We start from the raw sequence: 21,533 nt of genomic DNA on the forward strand, positions 1-21,533 counted from the left end.
TCCTATTAACTATATATTTAGATAATATGTCGTCCCTGGCACTATTTGACCCGGAAATTTTCCAGCTGATAAACAAAGAACACAAGCGCCAGGTTGAGGGGCTTGAACTTATCGCATCGGAAAATGTCGTCGCACGCGAAGTAATGGAGGCAATGGGTACAATTCTGACGAATAAATATGCAGAAGGATATCCGGGAAAACGTTACTACGGCGGCTGTGAATTTCATGATCAGATCGAAAACCTGGCACGCGACAGGCTCTGCAAACTTTTCGGCGCAGAACACGCAAATGTCCAGCCTCACTCAGGCAGTCAGGCAAACGAAGCCGTCTACCTTTCATGTCTGAAACCGGGAGACAAGATCCTCAGTCAGAGTCTGAACAACGGCGGCCATCTTTCCCACGGCGATCCGGCAAACATGTCCGGCAAATTTTTCGACATCTCATTTTACGGTGTTGATTTTGACACTGAAATGCTCGACTACGGCGTTATTGAGGAACTCGCACGAAAGACCCGCCCCGACCTCATCGTCTGCGGCGCATCGGCATATCCGCGTGAGATCGACTTCAAGGCATTCGCGGAGATCGCGGAGGGTGTTGGCGCCCGGTCCATGGCGGATATCGCCCACATCTCCGGACTCTGCTGCACCGGCCTGCACAACTCTCCGGTCGGCGTCACCACATACACCACGTCTACGACCCATAAAACCCTCCGGGGACCACGCGGAGGCGTGATCATGTGCAATAAAGAGTATGCAAACTCGATCGACAAGGCAGTCTTTCCAGGCATGCAGGGCGGACCTCTTATGCACGTTATCGCCGCCAAAGCAGTGTGTTTCCGCGAAGCGCTCACCGAAGACTACAAAGAGTATGCAAAACAGGTCGTGAAAAACTGCAAAGTACTCGCCGCGACCATGGAAGACAACAACTTCCGGCTCGTCTCCGGCGGAACCGACAACCACCTTTGTCTACTCGACCTCTCCGACCACAATATATCAGGTCAGCAGGCCGAGGTCGCTTTAGGAAAAGCCGGGATCACCGTCAACAAGAACACGATCCCGCGGCAGGCGCTCTCTCCCTTCGAGACATCGGGTATCCGGATCGGAACCCCGACCATCACCACCCGCGGAATGAAGGAGGATCAGTGTAAACAGATAGGAGACTGGATCGCCAAAGCCCTCAACCACATCGGGGATGAGAAGGTCCTTGCATCGGTCAAAGCTGAAGTCACGGCACTCTGTCTGAAATATCCGCTGTATCCTGAGATCCGGACCTTATAATGGAAGTCAGCATTAGAGGGATTGGCATCGGAGGTGCCAATCCGCCGCGGCTCATGGGTGTGCTGAACATCAGCCCGGAATCCTTTTTCTCAGACTCATTCACCCCGCTCGACCAGGTAACGACCCGTGTCGAAGAGATGATCAGGGCAGGCGCCGACATCATCGACATAGGGGCGCGAAGCACAGCTCTTACCGCGCCCCCCATATCTGTAGCCGAGGAAAAGGAACGCGTTATCCGCACGTTGCGGAATCTGGATGACTCCGGGGCCGTCTTTTCTCTTGATACGATGTATCCCGAGGTCCTTGAAGCAGCGCTCAGATATGATATATCTGCCGTGAACGATATCGGCGGACTTGCAAACGAACGGTATGCAAAGATCGCAGCGGACAGCGGTCTTCCGGTGATTGCCATGGCGGCGCACAAAATCCCCGGAGACCCAACCGACATCAGCTCCACGCATGAAGCCCTGAAAAAGATCATCCTGCGGGCGGAGAACTACGGGATCGATCAGCTCATTCTGGATCCGGGCGTGGGGAAGTGGGTGACGGAGCGGTCGAGCGAAGCGGACTGGGAACTTTGCCGGAGATTTTCGGAACTGAAAACATACGGTTTTCCTCTTCTCGCCGCCGTGTCCAGAAAGACGTTCATCGGTGACTGCCTGAATCAACCGCCGCATGAACGGCTGTACGGCTCTCTTGCTGTATTATATGGTCTGCTTACGGGAGGTGCGGATATCTGCCGCGTCCATGATGTCGGACCATCCCGCGATATCGTTAAAATATTTCAGATGATGCATCCTTAGGGAGAAAAGTATCTATCATAAAAAGACCCCAATTAGTAGTAACAATGTACTTCCACGCCCTGATTCCGTTCAAACCGGTCAACCCGAAGACGCGGCTTTCGTCTATTCTCACCCAGGAAGAGCGCGAAGAGTTTGCGAGGATAATGCTGGAAGATGTGATCCTCGCGGTCAGACGAACAGGATGCAGCGCCACACTCCTCTGCACATCGAAGTATGAGTGCCGGGATGCCCTCGTGGCAGTACGAAAAGAGGGGCTCAATGAAGCGATCAACTGGGCCCTTCCGCAGTTCCACTGCCCTTCCCTGATCATCATGTCGGATCTCCCGATGGTGACTCCGGGCAGTCTCCAGCGGGTCATCTCCACCAAAGCTGATATGGCGATCGTCCCGGGCCTCGACGGCGGGACGAACGTGATCTTTGTTAAAAAGCCCGAGAAGTTCCATGTGGAATACTATGGATTCTCGTTCCGAAGGCATCTTCAGATCGCCGAGGAGCTCGAACTTACTGTTGAGATCATCGATTCCATGCGGATGTCAACTGACGTGGATGAACCGGCCGATCTGGTCGAACTGATGATCCACGGACACGGAAATGCCCGTGAATGGCTGTATGAGCACGGATTCACCCTCTCGGTAGAAGAGGGGAGAGTAAAGGTCCACCGGGATGGTAAGGAAGTTGTCTGATTTTATTGAAAAAGCAGAGGAGCTGGCTCTCTCCGGAAAGTTTGAGGAGGCACTCGCAAAATACGGCGAGGCGATCGGAGAGGACCCGGCCGATCCGCTCACGTATGTCGGAAAAGCCTCAATATTGAAAGCGCTTGGCCGATATGCTGAGTGTGCTGACTGTATGGACACAGCCATCCGGATCCTGCCAGAATGGAAAGGTGCGGATGTAGACAAAGCCTCAGACCTCGCCTCGATGCTGCTCGTCCTCAAGGCCGAGGCACAGCTGTATGCGGAAAAACCGGAAGAGGCGCTTCTCACAGTGGATGAAGCAGACAAAATCAGAGAAGCAGATGCGGCATCTCTGGTCGTTCGCGCCCAGGCATATGCCCAGCAGAAAAAATACGAGGAGGCGGGCAACTGTCTGTACCGTGCGGAGGAGTGGTGTTTTCTGCATGACGACGCAATGCTGACCCAGATCTGGCTTTCAAAAGTCCATATCGCAAAAGAGTCCGGCAAAGCTTTTGCTCCGCCGTATGCTGCCGAAGTGTACAAATCCGGGAACTGGCGAAAACCCGCGGGAACGGCCGAAGAGCTGTTCGAGCGGGGGAACAATCTTCGCGGCGAAGGACTGCTCTACGATGCACTCAGATATTACGACGCCTGTCTTGCTGCCGGACCGGAAAACCGCGCACTCGTCCTGTTTTTCAAAGGGATCATCTTTGAACAGCTGAAAAACTTTACCGAAGCATACTCCATGTACTCGGATGCGTTGGCAGCCGGACCGGCACCAGAGGATGAGTTAAAGATCCGGGTAAGATGGATGAACGCAAAAAGTCTGCGTCTCTGAAATCCATCATCTTTTTTTTAACCGTTCGGTCGGAAAAGTAATACAAAAAATCGCTAAAAACAAAACGCCCAAGTCGGAATTCGAATCCGAGTCGCAGCCGTGACAGGGCTGCATGATAGGCCACTACACTACTTGGGCAACACGCCGCACGTCAATCCCGCACAATCAAAACGAAAGAAGAAGCGCCCAAGTCGGAATTCGAATCCGAGTCGCAGCCGTGACAGGGCTGCATGATAGGCCACTACACTACTTGGGCATTGATTGCGTCTTGAAAATGGTCCCGACTCCCGGATTCGAACCGGGGACATCGCGGTAGCCGCGCAGTACGCCCGCAGGCGTTAATTTCTTTCTACAGCCGCGCACTCTACCATCTGAGTTAAGTCGGGATTGACTGCTTTAACTAGAAGGATTTGTAAAAATATAAACATGCCGGTTTGAGAGATGTCTGGCCGCAGAGCATTCCCTTTTAATATCCGAAAAATCAAGAAAATAGACAATTGCAGAAGATGGGAATACCATGATAAACAAAGACGGATTTGCCATAGTGGGCTGTACAAAATGCAGAAGGATGCAGGTTGCCGATCTCTCGTATGCCACAAAGACCTGTGTTTGCGGAAACAAAATCGATCTTGCAAAAACAAAACTGCTTGCCGTCGTTTCATCGGCAGATGCAGCAGGCGAACTCCTCAGACACATGCAGACCGCAAAAAATTCCGGATTCACCTCTGCGGACCGGTTCACCCAATCAGACAAAAAAATGGATTAGTCAAAGGGTACTGCTTCAAGAGTTGATGCAAGCTCCCATATCCGGGTCCGTGCATGGATCGGCATATTTGAGTCATTGCTGACCTCATCGATCATCGAAAGGGCACTTGCGGCTCTCAGACCGATCGTCTTCTTCTCATCCTGGAGAACCTTCATCGTCTCATCGGCCACGCGGCGGATATTCCGCGGAATCGTTGAATCTTCACTCATTGCATGCAGCATCATAATGCACTGCCTGATCATATCTTCCGGATTTGCCATATTTAGCTCCCATCCCCAAAATCTGTAACTCATGTTATACCTCCGCAAAAATAAAGACTCCCTTTATTCTTGAGACATTATATACTCTGAAAACTAATCTGTTAGTACGAGAAAACCAGCCATGACAAAAAAACCCGAGGATATAATGACGGAGTATCTCCTAAACGGAGCCAAAATGCTCTCGGAACCCTGCCCCGTATGCGACTCTCCGCTGTTTGATGTGAAGGGAAAGAAGATGTGCGTGGTTTGTGCCAATACACCAAAAGAAGCGCCAGCGCAGAATACTTCTGAAGAAAAGATTCAGATGATCGTCCCGAAATATGCCGCCGCGGATCAGACCCCGTCGCCTGCCCCGGAAAATATTCTCACAGGCTTGGATGACCTGATCCTCAAACTCTGCACCCGTGCCGCCGCCGAGACGGAACCGGAACGCTGCCGCATCCTCATTGAGTGCATCCGAACTGCTGCAGAAGCAAAAACCATACTCTCGAGATAATGAAGGTCGTCGGTGTTGTCGGATATCCCGCAAGCGGGAAAGGCGAATTCTCACTGATCGCCGATGAACTGGGGATACCGGTCATAGTTATGGGAGATATGATTAGGAGAAAGGTCATACAGGAAGAGCTCGCGTTGACCGATGAGAACATCGGAGCGGCCGCACGGAAACTCCGCAGCGAACTCGGTATGGACGCCGTGGCAATACTGACGGCAGAGGAAGTGCGAAAACTCAGTTCAGCTATCGTTGTTATCGACGGGATCAGGGGGGACGCCGAAGTTGCCTACTTCAGATCCGTGTTCAGTGACTTTTCGCTTCTCGCGATCACAGCCGGTTTTGAGACCCGCCTTTTGAGAATGCAGAACAGAGGACGGAGCGATGACACCGCTACGCCGGAGACGCTTCGCTCCCGCGATGAACGGGAGGAATCATTCGGACTTGCCCGTGCCATATCACTGGCGGACATGCGGATCGAAAACGAATCGAGCCGCGATGAGTTCATATCCCGGATCAGAAGTTATCTGGGAGGTCTGTCGTGAAGATCTTCTTTGCCTCCTCCTCAAAGGTGTGGGAAGATCCGTCATGGGTCGCGGAGATCGCGGAGGTAGGATTCGACGGATGGGAGATCTCGGCTGACGGAAACTACCGGCTGGACAAACCGGAGACGTTCTCTGCAGTCAGAAAAGTTATCGAAGAAACCGGACTGGACGTCTCCGTCCATGCCCCGTTCAGCGACTTAAACCCGGCATCCATCAATACGCCGATCTGGGAAGAGACCGTCCGACAATTCACCGTCTGTATCGAACAGGCAGCTCAGCTCACAGACACGGTGGTTCTCCATCCGGGGTATCTCTCCCCGGTGAGCAGATTCGACGGAGCTTCCGCGTGGAACAATCACAAAAAGGCATGCATCCGTCTCGGAGAGACGGCAGAGCGTGTCGGCGTTACGGCGTGTCTTGAAAATATGCCAAACCTCGACGACTTCTTCTGCCGGGATCCCTACGAACAGGAAGGATTCGTGGACGGCGTTTCAGGTATGGGACTCGTGCTTGACATCGGCCACGCCAACACGACAGGGAACCTGGATGAGTTCTGTAAGATCATTCTGCCTAAGGCGCATCATCTCCACATCCACGACAATCACGGGAAATACGATGAGCACCTCTCCCTTGGGAGCGGCACCATCAACTGGGATAAGATCATGCCGAGGATCGTGAAGGAATATAAGGGAAAGATCATCGTCGTCGAGGGACGCAACCCGAAAGAAGGGAAGAAAAGCCTCGAGTTTTTACGGAAGTGGATATAAATGGCCGGTGAAACACTCTTCGTGCATTTTCTCGGAACTGCGGGGGCTCTGCCGACACCGCTTCGAAATCCTTCCTGCATCATGATCAGGCGCGGATCCGACACGCTCCTTTTTGACTGCGGAGAGGGAGCTCAGCAGCAGATGATGCGGCTGAAGACCGGATTTACCGTAAATGCCGTTTTTATAACCCACTGGCACGCCGACCATTATCTGGGCATATTCGGGCTCATCGAGACGATGGCATTCAATGGAAGGGCCGAACCGCTGACCCTTTACGGACCGCGGGGTATCGACTGGTTCGTGAATATCATCCATCAGCTGACGCCGAAGATCCCGTTTCAGCTTACGGCCGTCGAAGTATCCGACGGGGATGTGATGATATTTGACGGCTACTCGGTAGCGGCATTCAAAACATTTCATGGAATGGAAAGTGTCGGCTATGTCCTGGAAGAGGACATGCGCCCGGGGAGGTTCGACCGGGAAGGCGCTATTGCTTTAGGCGTAAAACCCGGGCCGCTCTTTGGAAAACTCCAGAGAGGTTCACCGGTCACTATTCAAAAAGACGGTGAGGAGGTGACCATCACCCCGGAGATGGTCATGGGAGAACGGCGCCGCGGTCGAAAAGTTGTGTACACCGGAGACACACGGCCGGTAAAAAACCAGCCTGATCTTTTGGGCGATGCGGATCTCCTGATCCATGAAGCGACCTTCGATGAAGAGGAGGGAAGAGAACGGGCGAAGGAGGCCTGGCATTCAACAGCGGGCGAAGCCGGACAGGTGGCGGCTCTTGTGAAGCCGAAGACCCTGGCGCTCGTACATTTCAGTTCGCGCTACATCACCGCTGCAAGCCACATCAGGGACGCAAAAGAGTTCTTCAGCGGAGAGATCATCGCGCCAAATGATCTGACCACCGTGGAGATCCCCTTCAGCGACGAATAACACGGATCCGCGTACCGGCCCGGAGAAAGGTGCCGGTTTCCCAATCTACTTAAGACGGCGGGGTAAAACAATACAGTAAGCGACAGCCCATGCCAGAACCGGACAGCAAAGAACCCCTGAATATTTACTCGAAAAACGGTACGGTGATAACCGTACGCAGTCCGATCAGAAACAAGATCCTCACCCTGCTTGCAGAGGAGGGGCCGGTCTCTTTTTCCCGGATCATGGAGTATACCGGGCTGTCAAAATCCACGGTGTCCGGGTATGTCTGTTCTCTGGAGATGAGGGAACTTATCTCAGTTGTGCCGGATCCGCGGGATGCCCGAAAGAAGACCTATGTGATCACCGCATCGCTTATCGGGGATATCACCCCAAGCACCCAGAACGGGACTTCCGATTTTCGCGAACTCATCAGACAGGCGTATGCAAAATACGATAAGATCGATTACAAAGAGATCCTCCCCCACATAATCAAGGTAGCTCTCGGTGAAGCGGGCATCAACATCGACCCGGTGATCATGCGCGGCGGGGAGATCCTGGGGCAGGCGGTCGCCGTTTATCTGGTCGCCGACACATTGGAAAAAACACTGGCGAACATCACCGAGTTTTGGAAACATTACGGATTTGGGGAGGTGAAGGTCCGATCCGCGGATCCTCTGCAGATCGAGGTCTATCACTGTTATGAATGCATGATCATGCCCAAGGACTCCGGGAAAAACTGTGCGATCTCCTGCGGTATGCTCAAAGCGATCTTTTCCGCGTTTTACAATGAAAAGATCAATGTGACCGAGATCCAGTGTATGACAGAAGGATATGACTGCTGCTGTATCGAGATCATACGGCCTGAACGGTGATCTCCGGTTTTTTGATCTCGGATAGAGTTTTCACCAGGCAACCGGTTTGACCGCACATACCTGTTTGTCGACTTGTCAGATACTTGTCGAATCGTTTGACAACACAACAAACCCCATATCATCCTTTAAATCCAAAAATACCTTTAATTATAATAATAATTATTATATTTTACTATTTTACGCAAAAGAGAGAGAAAGGCCCGCAGTGTCTCTCTCCCGGCAAACCTGACCATCCGTTCCTCCCTCTTTCCACACCTTTGTCAAATGGGGCAAATTGACAAATACTAAAATCAAACTGAGAATATTGATTCGATTGCCAAAATACGCCCGCAGATACTTGACAACCCGTTTGACAACAACTCGCTCTTTTCGGCAAGTCCCCTTCCTTCATCCCCGGCCAGCCATATTGGCAAAGCTCCCCGATCCGCCTGACCGGATCCAGCAAATTCTCAAATAATAGCACGACGAATATATTTCACCTAGGCGAATTTCATGACAATACAATACTGCGGTGAATTGGAGAGCGTGTCGAAGAAGATCTGTGCATACCCGGTTCTGCGCCCTTAAACCCCCACAGATCTTCAGTTCACACAACATGATGTCAGCAGCGCAGGCTTTCATACCGACGCAGCAAAAAAACCATTGGTGAACAGACATGAACTATAGCAAAAGCAAAAACTACGACACAGAAACGATCAGACAAAAAATCATGGGGCCAAACCCCGTAAAACTCACAGAAGAACTCCTCAAAGACATCGGCCTCAAAAAAGGATCCCTTGTCATGGACCTCGGCAGCGGGCAGGGCGTCACCTCAGTCTTCCTCGCAAAAGAATACGGCGTCCGTGTGATCGCCGCAGATCTCTGGAGCGACCCTGCCGAAAACATGCGGTTCTTCGAACAGATGGGCCTGACTGCTGAAACCATCCTCCCCATCCATGCGGACGCGACCGCGCTTCCTTTCCCGCACGAACTCTTCGACGCCGTCATCTGCATAGATGCCTACAACTACTTCGGCAGAGACAAAGCGTATCTGGGAGAGCATCTCCTCCCGTTCGTCAAACACGGGGGATACATCTGCATCGCCGTTCCGGGTATGAAAAAAGACTGTCACGACGATCTCCCGCCCGAGCTCCTCCTCTCCTGGACACCCGAACAACTCGACTACATCCACGACGCCGCATACTGGGAAGACATAATACGTGCCGCAGACGAAGCCGAGATCATTTCCATCCATGAAATGGAAAGCAACGAAGAAGTCTGGAACGACTGGCTTGCCACCGATAATGAATACGCCAAAGGCGATCGCAAAACCATGGAGGCGGGAGGCGGCAAGTACATGAACTTCATCGCCATCCTTCTCCAAAGAAAATAACCAAAACACGCATCCGGACCGAACAGAACCTGACCTGATCCGTCAACTGAGTGGTTTCATATTCCAGGAAACCAATATATGTAGAGAACATGGTACATCTTACGATCGATATAGGAGGAAAACCCGGCAAAGACTGCCGGGGATTTTGCTCTTACTGCTACTTTAAGCATGCAAAAGATGTACCTCCCTTCGGCTGCAGATACTGCATGCCGTTCAAAAAAGGCTGCGAGTATTGTGCCAAAGGCGTAAAAGAAGAGTACGCCGGCTTTTACTCGCTCAAAGACGTGGCCGATCACTTCCTTGCCGATCTCCAGATGATCTCCGGCGATATAACCAAGATCACCATATCGGGAGGAGGTGACCCGAGCTGCTACCCTGAGTTCACCCCGCTTATCGAGATCCTGGGATCCCTCAATGTCCCTCTCCACATCGGCTACACCAGCGGAAAAGGATTCGACACGCCGGACATCGCCGACTTCATGATCGAAAATAATATGAAGGAGATCTCCTTCACGATTTTCGCGAGCGACCCTGCCCTTCGGAAAAAATACATGCATGATCCGACCCCCGAAGCCTCCCTTGAAGTCATCGAACGGCTGGCGGCAAAAATCGACGTATACGCGGCTCTCGTCATTCTTCCCGACGTCAACGACGGGGAAGTTCTCCGGACCACGCTTGCCTGGCTCGAAAAGATCGGCGTCAAAGGCGTCATTCTGATGAGATTTGCCAACCGGGAAGACCAGGGGCTCATCCTCGACAACGCCCCCGTCATCGAAAACCAGCGGGTCCATACCATGGAAGAGTTCCGGGATATCGTCAGCGAAGCAGCGGCCCGGTTCCCGGCTCTGCGGTTATCCGCGACCCCTCTGTATGATCCTGCCTTTGACTCGCCGTTTGCGATCCGAAACGAGCCTGAGCTCCTCGCTCATCTGCCCCGGATCACCGGCCGCGTTTCGGTCATCACCGGGAGTATCGCCGCCCCGTACATCAGAGAGATACTCGGCGCATGCGGAGCGCCGGAAGGCATGGTCGTCCCTGTGGACAAGGAGATCTCCTGCCTCATCACGATCGACGATCTGAAAAAACTGGACCCGGAAACCCTTGAAGAAACGGTCATCATCCCCGGCCGGGCATTCGTCCACGACCCCGAGGCCGAGCTTCTTCTCGACCGCAGAGTTATCCGCGGTCCCGAGACCCTCTCGGCCGACGGAGAAACCAGTATGGGTATGGACCTGACCGGGGTTCTGACCATGGAAATGGAAGGATTCACCCAGCTGATCCAGCTCATCAATCAATACGGGAGATCGGCATGAACTACTCTGACCTGTATGCAAAGATCGGCTACACGTTTAAAAACGTCGACCTGCTCACCCATGCCCTCACGCGAACCGCGTATGCCCGGGAAAATGAGCTTTCCATGCATGATACCATGGACTCGCTCGCGGTCCTTGGAGACGCGGTCCTTGATCTGATCGTGATCTGCCGGCTTATCGGGGACGGAGAGTTTGACAAAGGCGAGATCACCAGAAAAAAGATCGACCTGGTGAATATGAGCGTCGTCCGCCGGCTTGCCGAGGATATCGGCCTGCCGGCATATATGAAATGGGGCAAAGGCGAACTCCGCATGCAGATATGGACAAGCGGCCGCGTTTCAGCCGAATGCTTCGAAGCGCTGATGGGGGCCGCCTATCTGGACGGCGGCGTGGAAGCTTCCCGATCAATCCTTGATCACGTTTGGAAACCATAGAGCTTATTGGCCGTGAACACGATATGATAGAAGTATGGTACGGGTAAAAGCATCCCACATTTTAGTAAAGACCGAAGCTGAAGCAAAAGAGATCATGCAGAAGATCAAAGCCGGTGATGATTTCGCAAAACTCGCGAAACTCTACTCGCAGTGTCCGTCAGGCAACGCCGGCGGGGATCTCGGCTACTTTGGCAAAGGCCAGATGGTCAAACCCTTCGAAGAAGCATGTTTCAAGGCTAATGCGGGCGATGTCCTGGGCCCGGTCAAAACCCAGTTCGGCTGGCATCTCATCAAAGTGACCGACGTTAAGAACTGAGTTTCTATGAAAAAAACTGCCTTTGACGAGCTTATCGCCGCTATCAGGAGTGATGATACCGCAAGGCAGGAGGAGGCAGCCAATAAGATCTGTGCCCTGCACGATCCTGCATCCCTTCAGTTTATTTTGGCCGCCCTGAAAAAGAACGACCCGCTGACCCGGCGCGTTATGCTCTGGGCGCTGCGAAATTATTCTGCCGAGCTTGAGTATGCGCAGTATCTTTCCTATCTCGCAGATGAGGATCTCGGGGTCAGGGAAGCCGCGCTCATGCTCTTTATGGAGGGCGGACAGCCGGCAGTCGATACGCTGGTTGCGGCGATCTCCTCAAACGATATGACGACGCAGTATGCCTCGGTCCAGGCGCTTGGCCAGTTCCGTGTCCCTGCCGCGATCCCCGCGCTGATCTCTGCGGCTTCGTCGCCGGAATCTGATATCCGCGAGATCGCGGTCATGTCGCTAGGGGTCTATCATGATCAGGCGGTCGTTCCAACACTAGTCTCAGCGCTGAACGATCTTCCCGCGATCAGGCTGGCGGCACTCTCCGGTCTGCGGGGCAGACAGCTCATCGAAGATGAGCTTTCCGCGGTTTTTGCTTCGCTTGCCGATGAACGCGAGGATATCCGCGCGGCAGGCGTGTATGTTCTGGACGCCCTGACTCCGGGCAGCCTTACGGCCGATCCTTCGCCCTATGTCCGCCGCGCCCTTGCCTCGGTGACCGCGGAGGTTCCTGTTCTCACGGAATTATGCGGCGACCCTGACCCCTCGGTGAGATCGGCTGCTGCGGAGACGATCCGCAAACAAAAGCTCAGGCTGGAAGATACCCTTCTTCCGCTGCTTGCCGATCCGGTACCGGGTGTCCGCCGTGCGGCCGCATCCGCTCTCGGCAGTTCAGACAGGCCTGACGTGGTTCCGGCGCTGATCTCCTGTCTTGCCGACCCCAAACCAGGGATCCGCGCCGCAGCGGCGGCGTCTCTTGGCAGTATCGGCGGTGAGCCGGTGATCGAGGCGCTCAAAGAGGCATCGCATACAAATAATCCGATACTTGCCGGGATAATCAAAAACGCTCTGATGACTGCAGAGCGGAAAAAATGATCATTCGCCGACCGCCGTTCTCACGGCGATCTCGGTTTCCATTCTTCTGACTTCGTTTTCCACGTCTTCGATCTCGATCATTTTGACGCGTTTTTCCATCGGCGGGTTGAGTTTGGCTTTCTGTTCGTATTTGCCGATCTCGGTGGCGAAGTCTTGCGGGATCATGTCGATGCCCCGTAAGGCATCGATGAGTTCCCGGGAGAAGTAGGTGTCGATCTGGATCTTGCGTTTGGTCGCATGGGAAAGTTTGCCGATGAACCGGCAGAGTTTGTCCTGATCTTCGGGACTCATCGTGTCGGTGAATTCGTAGTTTTCGATCTGCCGCAGCGTCTGGAGGATGGGGATGAGGGATTCAGGCGTGATGACGTAGACGACATACTCCGCGAGGTCATACTGATAGGTCGTCAGAACATCAAGCGTGCTTGAGGGGACCACGAGGAAGACTTCTTTTCTGACGTCGTCGTGTTTGCAGTATTTTTTCATCGCTTCGGCCTGATTCTTCAGATACGTCGGGAAGTTTTCGAGTTCTTCCGGGTTTTTCGGGCTTTTTGCGTCGAAGATGGTGTACATCTTTCCGATCAGCACAACATTGTCGGGCGTTCCCTGGTGGGGATATTCGCACTTCTCGCACCATACAAAGTCATGCTTTCTGCAGATCGTTCGGATGCTTTCGGCAACTTCGGTTTCATGTTTCTGCCAGGAGACGGCAAGTTCCTCCTGTTTTTTCACGAGGAGATTCATCTGTTCGTTTGCGAGCGTTTCCCGGTCGCTTTTGAGCTGGTCGTAAAGGGTGTTGATCCGCTCGATTTTGCGGTTGTATTCGGCGGCCTGCTCCTCGCGGACGCTTTCGTGACCGGAGAGCTGCTCTTTTGCCGTAATCAGGTCGCGGGTGACCTCGTCAAGGTTTTCCTTGAGTTCCTGATATTTTTGGGCTTCTTCTTTTCTCCGGGAGGCTTCGGCGGACAGCTGTTCGTCTCTCAGGCTTTCGAGGGCTGCGATTTTTCCTTTGGCGAGGCTGAACTGTTCGGCGAGTTCTGCATAGGCTGATTCCAGGCTCCGGTATCTCGCCATCTCTTCCTGTCTGCGCTCGGTTTCGGCGAGGGCCTGTTCTTCGCGGGCGCCTTCGACTGCGGCGATCTTTCCTTTGGCAAGGCTGAGCTGTTCGGCGAGTTCTGCATAGGCTGATTCCAGGCTTAGGTATCTCGCCCTCTCTTCCTGTCTGCGCTCGGTTTCGGCGAGGCTCTGTTCGTCACGTGCCCGTTCAAGGCCGAAGAGTTTTCCTCTGGTGATCTCAAGTTCCCGTGCGGTCACCTCGAATCTGTCCCTTGTATCCTGAGAGGATTTTCTCTCTGCGTCCCGCAAGGCTTCAAGGGATGCGTTTTTTCCTCTCTCCCTCTGCAGCTCGCCGGATAGCTGATCGAGCCGGATCTCGATCTCCCGGTATCGTCTCCCCGCCTCGTTTTCTTCGGCCTGATACCGGGCATATGCGTCGTCACCGCGGCGTATCACCTTTTTCCAGGAAAACAGACGTGTCAACAGTCCAATGCTGCGTAGACCTGCGAAAAATTCCGAGAGTGACGAGGAGGGTATCATTGACTAACAATTTAGAGGGGTTGTTATAAGCATTTTACGGTACTCCCGGATCTTTCCCGGGGTGTTTGGCCGGCTGCTTTTTGCGTGCGGGTCGCTGGCCGCAAATCAAAGATTTACTCGCAAGTCTATCGGCTTGGCCGCAAACCATCGGTTTGCTCAGCTGAGGTCGGCCGCGTTCCGCATCCAACCCGCCTCAACAAAGGGACCACAAGGTCCCGCCTCACGCCCGCAGCCACATTATTCCCTCTTATCACAACTTTTCAGCAAAAAAATAGGATGGGTAAGGACGCCCGGATCCAAACCTAGATCGCGGTCCAGCCGCCGTCAATTGACAGAAGCTGCCCGGTAGTATAGCTGGATGCATCCGATGCGAAGTAGACGACAGCACCGTCGAGCTCGCCCTCTCTTCCTGTTCTCTGCATAGGGCAGTAGGTTTTGACGACCTCCTGAAACGCCGGGTCGCTTATGACCGCATCGGTCATTTCACTTGGGAAGTAGGCCGGACCTATCGCATTGACCGTGATATTGTACTTTGCCCATTCGTTTGCGAGCGCCTTGGTCATCATCAGGACCGCGCCTTTGGTCGAACAGTAGGCGCTGAGCGGCAGACCCGACATCGCCACACTGCTGTGGATCGATCCCGTGTTGATGATCTTGCCGTACTTATTTCGGACCATCTCTTTGCCGAACTCGCGGGCGACAAAGAACACACTGCTGAGGTTCATATCGACCATTTTGTTCCAGAGTTCGTCAGGGGTCTCTTCGGCAGGGGCAAACAGCCCGATGCCGGCATTATTTACGAGGATGTCGATCTTTCCGTAATGATCCTTGATGGTTTTAACAGCCGCAGTGATCTGCGCATTATCTAAAACATCACACTGGACCGGGAGGCAGCGCACTCCAATTTTCTCGATCTCAGCTTTTGCCTCGTGTAATTTTTCGATCCTTCGCGCAAGAAGCGCCACATCGGCTCCCTGACGGGCAAGCGCTTTTGCCATCTGCAGACCAAGACCTGAAGAGGCGCCGGTAACGGCGGCCACTTTGCCGGTTAAATCAAATAATGTGCTCATTTTTGTAACCTCAGTCCTCAGCGCTCTCATGCAAATACTCGGTCATTCAGCACAATCTTGGACTGATTTCCCCATTCGTTTATACAAAGATAAAGGTTTGTGTGATAAATCAGACATCCAAAAGGCTGGTGACTTTCAAAAGCGACGAAAAAAAGGCTGCAGACCGGAGATATCCGTCTGCTTCACTGTGTTTAGGAGGAGCGTGAAAAATTACTTGAACCAGGTTCGTTTCCGGTTCACGAAATGATCCTGCCGTCCGTTGAGATGGTCACGATCTGCCAGGGAATAAACTTCCCGCTGGCTTTGAGAGCATTCTTGGCAGCTGCTTCGAGACCTCCGCAGCACGGGACCTCCATTCTGACAACGGTCATGCTTTGGATATCATTATTCTTGATGATCGCCGTCAGCTTTTCGGTATAATCGACCGCATCCAGTTTCGGGCAGCCGACGATCACCGTCTTGTTCCGGATAAACTCATTATGGAAATTCCCGTACGCATAGGCAGTACAATCCGCCGCGATCAGCAGATGTGCGCCGTCAAAATACGGGGCATTGACCGGAACAAGTTTGATCTGCACCGGCCAGTGAGAGAGCTGGCTGGACTGTGGAGAGGGAGCGTCGACATTGCAGGTTTGCTCGCGTTTGATGACCTTCGATTCGGTCCCGGGACATCCGCAGGGAAGGGGAGCGGGTGCGTTCATTTTTGCCTCTTTCACGGCAGCTTCGTTATATGCCGGGGCTTCCCGTTCTTCAAACGAGATCGCGTCCGTCGGACAGACGGGAAGACAGTCGCCAAGACCATCACAGTAGTTCTCGAAAACGAGCTTTGCCTTGCCGTCAACCATCTGGATAGCGCCTTCATGGCAGGCCTTGGCACACTCTCCGCATCCATTGCATTTTTCTTCGTCGATTCTGATGATTTTTCTCAGCATGATCCTGTTCCAAATAGGGAAGTGTGTGGTTACACACACTTAAGGGTTTGTAAGTCGGCATCAACGGTCGTTGAAGGCTGCAGACCAAACGTCTTGACGAGGACATCCAAAACGGCCGGCGTAACGAAGGTCGGGAGTGAGGGACCGAGCATGATGTCTTTGACGCCGAGCGAGAGGAGAGCGAGCAGCACAAGGACCGCCTTTTGTTCATACCAGGCGATGTTGTAGGAGATCGGCAGTTCGTTTACGCCGCATTTGAAGGCATCTGCAAGGGCAAGGGCGATGACCACAAGACTGTAGGAATCATTGCACTGTCCTGCATCGAGAAACCTGGGGATCCCGTCGATGTCGCCGAGGTCAAGGGCGTTGTACCGGTATTTTGCGCATCCCGCGGTTAAGATGACGGTGTCTTTCGGAAGAGCTTTGGCAAATTCGGTGTAGTAGCTTCGTGCCGGATCTCTGCCGTCGCAGCCTGCCATTACCACAAACCGTCTGATCTTTCCGGTGTTGATGAGTTCGATCACTTTGCCGGCGAGCGAAAGTACCGCCTCGTGGGCGCAGCCGGTAAGAAGTTCCGGCGTGTGCAGATCGGTAGGCGGAGCAGCTCTGCGGGCAAGATCGATCAGGAGCGAGAAGTCCTTTCCGTTCGGCGAGTCGGGGATGTGGTGACATCCGGGGAAGCCGACGGCGCCGGTTGTGAACACGAGGTGTTTATACTCCGGTCCGGGCGGCACAAGACAGTTGGTCGTAAACAGGATCGGGCCGTTGAATTTCGCCATCTCCGCTCTCTGGTTGGCCCAGGAGGTTCCGTAGTTTCCTTTGAGGTGCGGATACTTTTTTAATGCGGGATAGGCATGCGCCGGAAGCATTTCGCCGTGGGTGTAGATGTCGATGCCGGCATTCTGCGTTGCCTGCAGGAGGTCTTTGAGGTCTTTTAAGTCGTGACCAGTAACTAAGATCCCCGGGCGGTTTCCGGGCGTCGTGTTGACTTTGGTGATCTCAGGGACGCCGTATGCGTGGTTTGCCGTGTCCAAAAGGGCAAGGCAGGTGACGCCGACCTTTCCGCATTCGAGAACAAGCGCGGTCCTTTCATCCGCCGAGAGCGGTTTTGACCGGGAGGCAAGACCTTTGGTGATGAACGAAAGAATGGTGTCGTCGGTTTTTCCAAGGACGACTGCATGGGAGTAGTAGGCTGCAAGACCTTTGAGTCCGAAGAGAAGCAGAGAATACAGAGAGCGGATGTCTGCATTTTCGATTGCGTCAAGGGAGATCTCTTTTGCGCTGAGGATGTCTTCTTCGGAAGTCGGGTTCCAGGAGCATTCCTTTGGTTCGCCTGCGACTTTGGGAAGTCTGTCTCTCTGGGCTATGATCCGTTCGAGATAGACAGAAAAGCGGGCGTTGTCGAAACTGACGTTGGTGAGCGTTGCGAAGAGAACTTCTGCAGCGAACGGGTCGACGATTTTTCCGGCTGCTTCAAGCCGGTAGGCAAGTCCCGAGAGGGCATAGAGGACGGCGTCCTGATATGCGGCGGTCGTTTTGCTTTTTCCGCATACGCCTCCAAGGGAGCAGGCGGGGATTTTTGATTCCTGACATTGCTGACAATACATGTTTTTTTACCTCGCTATCTTTTGTATACTAATCATATTATCGACAAATATATTAATAATGAAGAGTTTCCAAAAACATACTTTGGAGAGGCCGTGATAACGGCAGAAAAGAGGGGGAACATCCTGATCAGAATGATTGCGGAGACGCCCTGATTTTGTCTTTATTTGTCGGAATATCGTTAGAAACCGGGATCCATACGCCGTTTTGACAGACCTCATACTTTTCAAACGCACACGGAATGCCGTTTGCCGTCGCTATGTCGCTGCTGTCCATAAGCTGAAAATGCAGATGGGGAGCAAACGAATTGCCGGAGTGACCTACTCTTCCAAGCAGATCCCCTTTGCTGATCTTCTGTCCAGGAGTAACAGAGATCGATCCTTTTTGAAGATGGACGAGCGCAGCGTAGACATTTTTGCCGCACTGCAGAATAATGTAGTTGCCCGCAACCTGTTGTACATCGTCCTTTGCCGGATCGAAATAATGCGCATTTTTGTATGCGTTGACAAGGTCCGAGAGAAAATGCGTGCGCGGCCGTTCTTCGCAGCCGTCCTCTGCCCGGAGAACGGTCCCGCCGCACGGCGCATACACGTTTTGGCCCCAGCAGTAATACTCCTTTAAGGGGACCCCGAAGAGAAGATAGTGCAGGAAACTCACGCGATAGGCGGGATTGCCCTTTCTCTTCCAGTCCACCTGAATAAAGTCATACGCATAGCGTGTTCCAAACCGGTCTGTGCCGTGACTCGGTATTTTTGTCCCGGGCGTGTTTGGAGAGAGCCATTCTCCCCGCAAAGGAAACGCCGCGATGATCGGCTTATCCTCAGTGTTCATCTGATCTCTCCGCAGAGGAGTATTCCTGCAGTCATTTCATCATAATTATTGTTGACCGCCCAATCCCCTTAATCATTTACCCGGGGATAAAATCAGACCAAAAAAAGAAGATCAGAGTATTTTACAGCAGAGACACCAGATCGCGGAGCACGGCCTCCGGATCCTTTGCCTTCACCACGCTTGAAGCCAGCAGAACACCGTCCGCTCCAAGATCGACCGCGGTCTTCACGCACTCACCCGACTGGATGCCTGCACCGCAGAGGACCTTCACCTCCGGGCTGATCCGTTTCACTGCAGCGACCGAGTTTCTGATGATATCCGGATTCGCCTTTGTGACCGAGATTCCTGATCCGATCAGCTCCGGCGGCTCGACCGCGACATATGTCGGCGAAAACGCCGCCGCCGCCGCGGAAACTCCCACATTATTCGTGCAGACCACCGACTCCAGATGATTGAACTTCGCCGCCTCCACGCATGCCTCGATCTCCGCGATCGTCAGCCGGCGTTCCGAGTGATTGATCAGCGAACCCACACAGCCCGCCGCCCGCACGGTGAATGCAGGGATCCTGCCGGTGAATGCCCCTTCCACCGCATCGATGTGCTGAGCATACACCGGGATCTCGTAATGCCTGCAGAACGGGTGCAGCTCCACAAACTGCGGAGCGACCCCGATCGTGACCCCTGACTCCTGCATAACGAGCTCCGCGGCAGAACCGATCTGCCCTGCCGAATTGCCCGCGCCTTCACGATATGACTTGAAGTTCACAAGAATAAGCGGCGACGACATTATTTCCTCTTCACCTGCAGAACATCTCCGAGCGTTGTCGACGCGACCCCGCCCTTTTGCAGTTTATCATCATCATCTGCCGTATCCAGAAGCACGATGTCAAGTTCCTTCTCAAGCTTCTTTCGTTCCGCCTCGGTCGGCGCACGGTCGCCGCGTTCGAACTTCTTGATATCTCCCTCCTGCATCTTCAAAACAAACGCAAGATCCTTCTGGGAAAAACCCTTTGCCAGGCGGGCGGCTGCGATCTTCTGAGGATAATCCTCAACGATATCGCCCTCGATGAAATCGAACATATCCCGCTTGCGGTTCGCCTGCTGCTGACTTCCCTTTGAGGGGGTCTTCGTCACGACCGTCGGGCGGCCGAACGACTGGACCGGAGCACGGGGAGCCTGGACCTCGGTACCGAGTTTGGCGCACTTATCACAAACCCTCATGGGTTTAGCCCCCTCGATCTGCACCAGTTTGCCTTTCTTTGTCATTGCTGCCCCGCATAACTCACAATATTCTGTCTGCATGATATACTCGCTCATCTATATTTTCCCTCGCATACATTAACCCTTTTCCTATCCGGCAATCAGTGGACAGCCGAAGGGTCCGCAGTCAGATGATTTTTCAGCATTTTCCTCAAAACACCAGATACGGCATTCCGAAAGATACTTTACTCAATTCATCAGATATACCAAACATAGGGTAATACCATGACTGAACCAGGGCAGGATGACGACCCGGATGTGATCAAGCCGACCATCTCGGTAGAACCGGTTATTTCATCAGAGGAGCTTGCACAACTCAGAAAGACCAATATTGCCCTCGAGGGACGCAACTATGAGCTGCGTGAGACGGTCCGGCAGCTCAGACTGCAGTCGGCAGCTGTGGAATCGGAAAGGGATCAGTATAAACGCGAGGCAAAAAAACTCAAAGGCGAGCTGGAACAATATCGCACTCCTCCGCTGGTGATCGGAACGATTGAGGCGCTCGCATCCGGTGACCGGGTCATCGTTCGAAGCACGACAGGCCCGCAATTTCTTTCGAAAGTGAGCGAGACAGTCAATTCAGCGGAGCTTGTTCCGGGAAGACAGTGCGCTCTGCATCCCCAGTCGTTTGTTCTTGTAGAGGTGCTGCCGAACAAATATGATACGATGATCTCGGGTATGGAGGTGGAGAGGGCGCCTGAGGTGAACTACGAGGATATCGGCGGACTCGACCGGCAGAAGATCCTTCTCCGGGAAGCGGTGGAACTCCCGCTCCTGAAACCGGAGCTGTTTGAAAAGGTGGGCATCGAGCCGCCGAAAGGGGTCCTGCTTGTGGGTCCGCCGGGTACGGGAAAGACGCTGCTCGCAAAAGCGGTTTCTCATGAGACGAACGCCGCATTCATCCGGGTCGTGGGGTCCGAACTCGTGCAGAAGTATATCGGAGAGGGGGCGCGGCTCGTCAGAGAGCTGTTTGCCCTTGCACGGGAAAAGGCGCCGGCGATCATATTCATCGACGAGATCGACGCGATCGGTTCCTCACGCAGCAATGAAGCGTATTCAGCCGGGGATCATGAGGTGAACCGGACACTGATGCAGCTGTTATCCGAACTTGACGGGTTCAATACCCGGGGAAATGTGAAGATCATCGCGGCGACGAACCGGATGGATATTCTGGATCAGGCGCTGCTCCGCCCGGGAAGATTCGACCGGATCATTGAGTTCCCGCTTCCGGATGAGGAGGGACGGAGAATGATCCTTGCTATCCACACAAAAAAGATGCATCTGAACAGGACCGTTTCACTGGAGAAGATCGCGAAGGAGACGGAGAATATGAACGGATCTGAGCTTATGGCCATCTGTGTTGAGGCAGGTATGAACGCCGTCCGGGCAGGGAGGACAAAGATCTCCGGAGAGGATTTTGTTCAGGCGATAACGGCGGTGAAACAGGGAAGGAACGCAAAGCTCACGCCGATTCCCGACGGGATGTATTCATAATTTTTACT

The 21,533-nt window shown here is 53.4% G+C and carries 24 protein-coding genes and 3 tRNA genes; 16 read left to right on the plus strand and 11 right to left on the minus strand.

Features of this window, described 5'->3' with window-relative positions; all coding sequences use genetic code 11:
- The first annotated feature begins 26 nt into the window (after positions 1–26).
- From glyA to H575_RS04890, 4 genes are read left to right on the plus strand one after another with little or no spacing between them, the layout of a single operon-like run.
- Entirely contained in the window at positions 27–1,277 is a 1,251-nt protein-coding gene (gene glyA, locus H575_RS04875; protein WP_042698811.1) for a serine hydroxymethyltransferase, read from the plus strand.
- Entirely contained in the window at positions 1,277–2,080 is an 804-nt protein-coding gene (folP, locus tag H575_RS04880; RefSeq protein ID WP_042698814.1) for a dihydropteroate synthase, read from the plus strand. The genes glyA and folP overlap by 1 nt, the downstream gene beginning before the upstream one ends.
- 44 nt (positions 2,081–2,124) lie before the next feature.
- A complete protein-coding gene (gene cofC, locus H575_RS04885; RefSeq protein ID WP_042698816.1) occupies positions 2,125–2,763 on the plus strand; it encodes a 2-phospho-L-lactate guanylyltransferase in 639 nt (212 codons plus the stop codon).
- Positions 2,756–3,592, plus strand: coding sequence for a tetratricopeptide repeat protein (locus H575_RS04890; RefSeq protein WP_042698819.1), 837 nt, complete (start codon positions 2,756–2,758; stop codon positions 3,590–3,592). The genes cofC and H575_RS04890 overlap by 8 nt, the downstream gene beginning before the upstream one ends.
- Positions 3,593–3,657: 65 nt before the next feature.
- On the opposite strand, the gene H575_RS04895 is transcribed toward H575_RS04890, so the two are convergent.
- From H575_RS04895 to H575_RS04905, 3 genes are all read right to left on the minus strand, one after another.
- A tRNA-Asp gene (locus H575_RS04895) sits at positions 3,658–3,730 on the minus strand.
- Between the two features lie 45 nt (positions 3,731–3,775).
- Positions 3,776–3,848, minus strand: a tRNA-Asp gene (locus tag H575_RS04900).
- A 19-nt stretch (positions 3,849–3,867) separates the two neighbouring features.
- Positions 3,868–3,978, minus strand: a tRNA-Tyr gene (locus H575_RS04905).
- 131 nt (positions 3,979–4,109) lie between these two features.
- On the opposite strand from H575_RS04905, the gene H575_RS04910 reads away from it, so the two are divergent.
- Positions 4,110–4,358 (plus strand): DUF1922 domain-containing protein, encoded by a 249-nt coding sequence (locus tag H575_RS04910; RefSeq protein ID WP_042698822.1) that lies wholly within the window; start codon positions 4,110–4,112, stop codon positions 4,356–4,358.
- On the opposite strand, the gene H575_RS04915 is transcribed toward H575_RS04910, so the two are convergent.
- Positions 4,355–4,618 (minus strand): UPF0147 family protein, encoded by a 264-nt coding sequence (locus H575_RS04915; protein ID WP_042698825.1) that lies wholly within the window; start codon positions 4,616–4,618, stop codon positions 4,355–4,357. The two genes, H575_RS04910 and H575_RS04915, sit on opposite strands and share 4 nt — an antisense overlap.
- Positions 4,619–4,739: 121 nt before the next feature.
- On the opposite strand from H575_RS04915, the gene H575_RS08930 reads away from it, so the two are divergent.
- From H575_RS08930 to H575_RS04965, 10 genes are all read left to right on the plus strand, one after another.
- On the plus strand, positions 4,740–5,114 hold the full coding sequence (locus tag H575_RS08930) for an Sjogren's syndrome/scleroderma autoantigen 1 family protein (RefSeq protein WP_052319966.1): 375 nt from the start codon (positions 4,740–4,742) through the stop codon (positions 5,112–5,114).
- Positions 5,114–5,653 (plus strand): AAA family ATPase, encoded by a 540-nt coding sequence (locus H575_RS04925; protein ID WP_042698828.1) that lies wholly within the window; start codon positions 5,114–5,116, stop codon positions 5,651–5,653. Before H575_RS08930 ends, H575_RS04925 begins: the two co-directional genes overlap by 1 nt.
- Complete coding sequence (locus H575_RS04930; RefSeq protein WP_081406668.1) at positions 5,650–6,420, plus strand: sugar phosphate isomerase/epimerase family protein; 771 nt, start codon at positions 5,650–5,652, stop codon at positions 6,418–6,420. The genes H575_RS04925 and H575_RS04930 overlap by 4 nt, the downstream gene beginning before the upstream one ends.
- Complete coding sequence (rnz, locus tag H575_RS04935) at positions 6,421–7,359, plus strand: ribonuclease Z (protein ID WP_042698832.1); 939 nt, start codon at positions 6,421–6,423, stop codon at positions 7,357–7,359. It abuts the gene before it with no gap.
- Positions 7,360–7,448: 89 nt separating this feature from the next.
- Positions 7,449–8,213, plus strand: a complete 765-nt coding sequence (locus H575_RS04940) for a MarR family transcriptional regulator (protein WP_042698834.1) — start codon at positions 7,449–7,451, stop codon at positions 8,211–8,213.
- 655 nt (positions 8,214–8,868) lie between these two features.
- Positions 8,869–9,585, plus strand: coding sequence for an SAM-dependent methyltransferase (locus H575_RS04945; RefSeq protein WP_042698837.1), 717 nt, complete (start codon positions 8,869–8,871; stop codon positions 9,583–9,585).
- A gap of 89 nt (positions 9,586–9,674) precedes the next feature.
- Entirely contained in the window at positions 9,675–10,898 is a 1,224-nt protein-coding gene (gene mmp10, locus H575_RS04950; RefSeq protein WP_042698840.1) for a methyl coenzyme M reductase-arginine methyltransferase Mmp10, read from the plus strand.
- Positions 10,895–11,332, plus strand: coding sequence for a ribonuclease III domain-containing protein (locus H575_RS04955; protein WP_042698844.1), 438 nt, complete (start codon positions 10,895–10,897; stop codon positions 11,330–11,332). Before mmp10 ends, H575_RS04955 begins: the two co-directional genes overlap by 4 nt.
- A gap of 34 nt (positions 11,333–11,366) precedes the next feature.
- Positions 11,367–11,648 carry a peptidylprolyl isomerase gene (locus tag H575_RS04960; protein ID WP_042698846.1) on the plus strand — a complete coding sequence of 94 codons (282 nt, stop codon included), beginning with the start codon at positions 11,367–11,369 and terminating at the stop codon, positions 11,646–11,648.
- Between the two features lie 6 nt (positions 11,649–11,654).
- The gene (locus tag H575_RS04965) at positions 11,655–12,740 is read left to right on the plus strand and encodes a HEAT repeat domain-containing protein (protein ID WP_042698849.1); all 1,086 of its coding nucleotides are present in this window, start codon (positions 11,655–11,657) and stop codon (positions 12,738–12,740) included.
- Here the strand turns inward: H575_RS04965 and H575_RS04970 are convergent, their stop codons facing one another.
- From H575_RS04970 to H575_RS05000, 7 genes are all read right to left on the minus strand, one after another.
- Complete coding sequence (locus H575_RS04970; RefSeq protein ID WP_042698852.1) at positions 12,741–14,276, minus strand: coiled-coil domain-containing protein; 1,536 nt, start codon at positions 14,274–14,276, stop codon at positions 12,741–12,743.
- A 359-nt stretch (positions 14,277–14,635) separates the two neighbouring features.
- Positions 14,636–15,403 carry an SDR family oxidoreductase gene (locus H575_RS04975; protein WP_042698854.1) on the minus strand — a complete coding sequence of 256 codons (768 nt, stop codon included), beginning with the start codon at positions 15,401–15,403 and terminating at the stop codon, positions 14,636–14,638.
- 236 nt (positions 15,404–15,639) lie between these two features.
- Complete coding sequence (locus H575_RS04980; protein ID WP_042698856.1) at positions 15,640–16,335, minus strand: ATP-binding protein; 696 nt, start codon at positions 16,333–16,335, stop codon at positions 15,640–15,642.
- A 29-nt stretch (positions 16,336–16,364) separates the two neighbouring features.
- Positions 16,365–17,942 carry a hydroxylamine reductase gene (gene hcp / locus H575_RS04985; RefSeq protein WP_042698859.1) on the minus strand — a complete coding sequence of 526 codons (1,578 nt, stop codon included), beginning with the start codon at positions 17,940–17,942 and terminating at the stop codon, positions 16,365–16,367.
- Between the two features lie 127 nt (positions 17,943–18,069).
- Complete coding sequence (locus H575_RS04990) at positions 18,070–18,771, minus strand: M23 family metallopeptidase (RefSeq protein ID WP_042698862.1); 702 nt, start codon at positions 18,769–18,771, stop codon at positions 18,070–18,072.
- A 121-nt stretch (positions 18,772–18,892) separates the two neighbouring features.
- A complete protein-coding gene (gene tpiA, locus H575_RS04995) occupies positions 18,893–19,558 on the minus strand; it encodes a triose-phosphate isomerase (RefSeq protein WP_042698865.1) in 666 nt (221 codons plus the stop codon).
- Positions 19,558–20,073: a multiprotein bridging factor aMBF1 gene (locus tag H575_RS05000; RefSeq protein WP_042698910.1), complete on the minus strand. Its 516-nt coding sequence runs from the start codon at positions 20,071–20,073 to the stop codon at positions 19,558–19,560. Before H575_RS05000 ends, tpiA begins: the two co-directional genes overlap by 1 nt.
- A gap of 183 nt (positions 20,074–20,256) precedes the next feature.
- Here H575_RS05000 and H575_RS05005 point away from each other — a divergent pair, with 183 nt between their 5' ends.
- Positions 20,257–21,525 (plus strand): proteasome-activating nucleotidase, encoded by a 1,269-nt coding sequence (locus tag H575_RS05005; RefSeq protein ID WP_081406669.1) that lies wholly within the window; start codon positions 20,257–20,259, stop codon positions 21,523–21,525.
- Positions 21,526–21,533 lie beyond the last annotated feature (8 nt).

This window comes from Methanocorpusculum bavaricum DSM 4179, assembly GCF_000430905.1.
Lineage (GTDB): Archaea > Halobacteriota > Methanomicrobia > Methanomicrobiales > Methanocorpusculaceae > Methanocorpusculum > Methanocorpusculum parvum.

Coding starts and splice junctions, on each gene's coding strand:
- glyA (WP_042698811.1), top strand. CDS start 27: ATGTCGTCCCTGGCACTATTTGACCCGGAAATTTTCCAGCTGATAAAC.
- folP (WP_042698814.1), top strand. CDS start 1,277: ATGGAAGTCAGCATTAGAGGGATTGGCATCGGAGGTGCCAATCCGCCG.
- cofC (WP_042698816.1), top strand. CDS start 2,125: ATGTACTTCCACGCCCTGATTCCGTTCAAACCGGTCAACCCGAAGACG.
- H575_RS04910 (WP_042698822.1), top strand. CDS start 4,110: ATGATAAACAAAGACGGATTTGCCATAGTGGGCTGTACAAAATGCAGA.
- H575_RS04915 (WP_042698825.1), bottom strand. CDS start 4,618: ATGGCAAATCCGGAAGATATGATCAGGCAGTGCATTATGATGCTGCAT.
- H575_RS08930 (WP_052319966.1), top strand. CDS start 4,740: ATGACAAAAAAACCCGAGGATATAATGACGGAGTATCTCCTAAACGGA.
- H575_RS04925 (WP_042698828.1), top strand. CDS start 5,114: ATGAAGGTCGTCGGTGTTGTCGGATATCCCGCAAGCGGGAAAGGCGAA.
- rnz (WP_042698832.1), top strand. CDS start 6,421: ATGGCCGGTGAAACACTCTTCGTGCATTTTCTCGGAACTGCGGGGGCT.
- H575_RS04940 (WP_042698834.1), top strand. CDS start 7,449: ATGCCAGAACCGGACAGCAAAGAACCCCTGAATATTTACTCGAAAAAC.
- H575_RS04945 (WP_042698837.1), top strand. CDS start 8,869: ATGAACTATAGCAAAAGCAAAAACTACGACACAGAAACGATCAGACAA.
- mmp10 (WP_042698840.1), top strand. CDS start 9,675: ATGGTACATCTTACGATCGATATAGGAGGAAAACCCGGCAAAGACTGC.
- H575_RS04955 (WP_042698844.1), top strand. CDS start 10,895: ATGAACTACTCTGACCTGTATGCAAAGATCGGCTACACGTTTAAAAAC.
- H575_RS04960 (WP_042698846.1), top strand. CDS start 11,367: ATGGTACGGGTAAAAGCATCCCACATTTTAGTAAAGACCGAAGCTGAA.
- H575_RS04965 (WP_042698849.1), top strand. CDS start 11,655: ATGAAAAAAACTGCCTTTGACGAGCTTATCGCCGCTATCAGGAGTGAT.
- H575_RS04975 (WP_042698854.1), bottom strand. CDS start 15,403: ATGAGCACATTATTTGATTTAACCGGCAAAGTGGCCGCCGTTACCGGC.
- H575_RS04980 (WP_042698856.1), bottom strand. CDS start 16,335: ATGCTGAGAAAAATCATCAGAATCGACGAAGAAAAATGCAATGGATGC.
- hcp (WP_042698859.1), bottom strand. CDS start 17,942: ATGTATTGTCAGCAATGTCAGGAATCAAAAATCCCCGCCTGCTCCCTT.
- H575_RS04990 (WP_042698862.1), bottom strand. CDS start 18,771: ATGAACACTGAGGATAAGCCGATCATCGCGGCGTTTCCTTTGCGGGGA.
- tpiA (WP_042698865.1), bottom strand. CDS start 19,558: ATGTCGTCGCCGCTTATTCTTGTGAACTTCAAGTCATATCGTGAAGGC.
- H575_RS05000 (WP_042698910.1), bottom strand. CDS start 20,073: ATGCAGACAGAATATTGTGAGTTATGCGGGGCAGCAATGACAAAGAAA.
- H575_RS05005 (WP_081406669.1), top strand. CDS start 20,257: ATGACTGAACCAGGGCAGGATGACGACCCGGATGTGATCAAGCCGACC.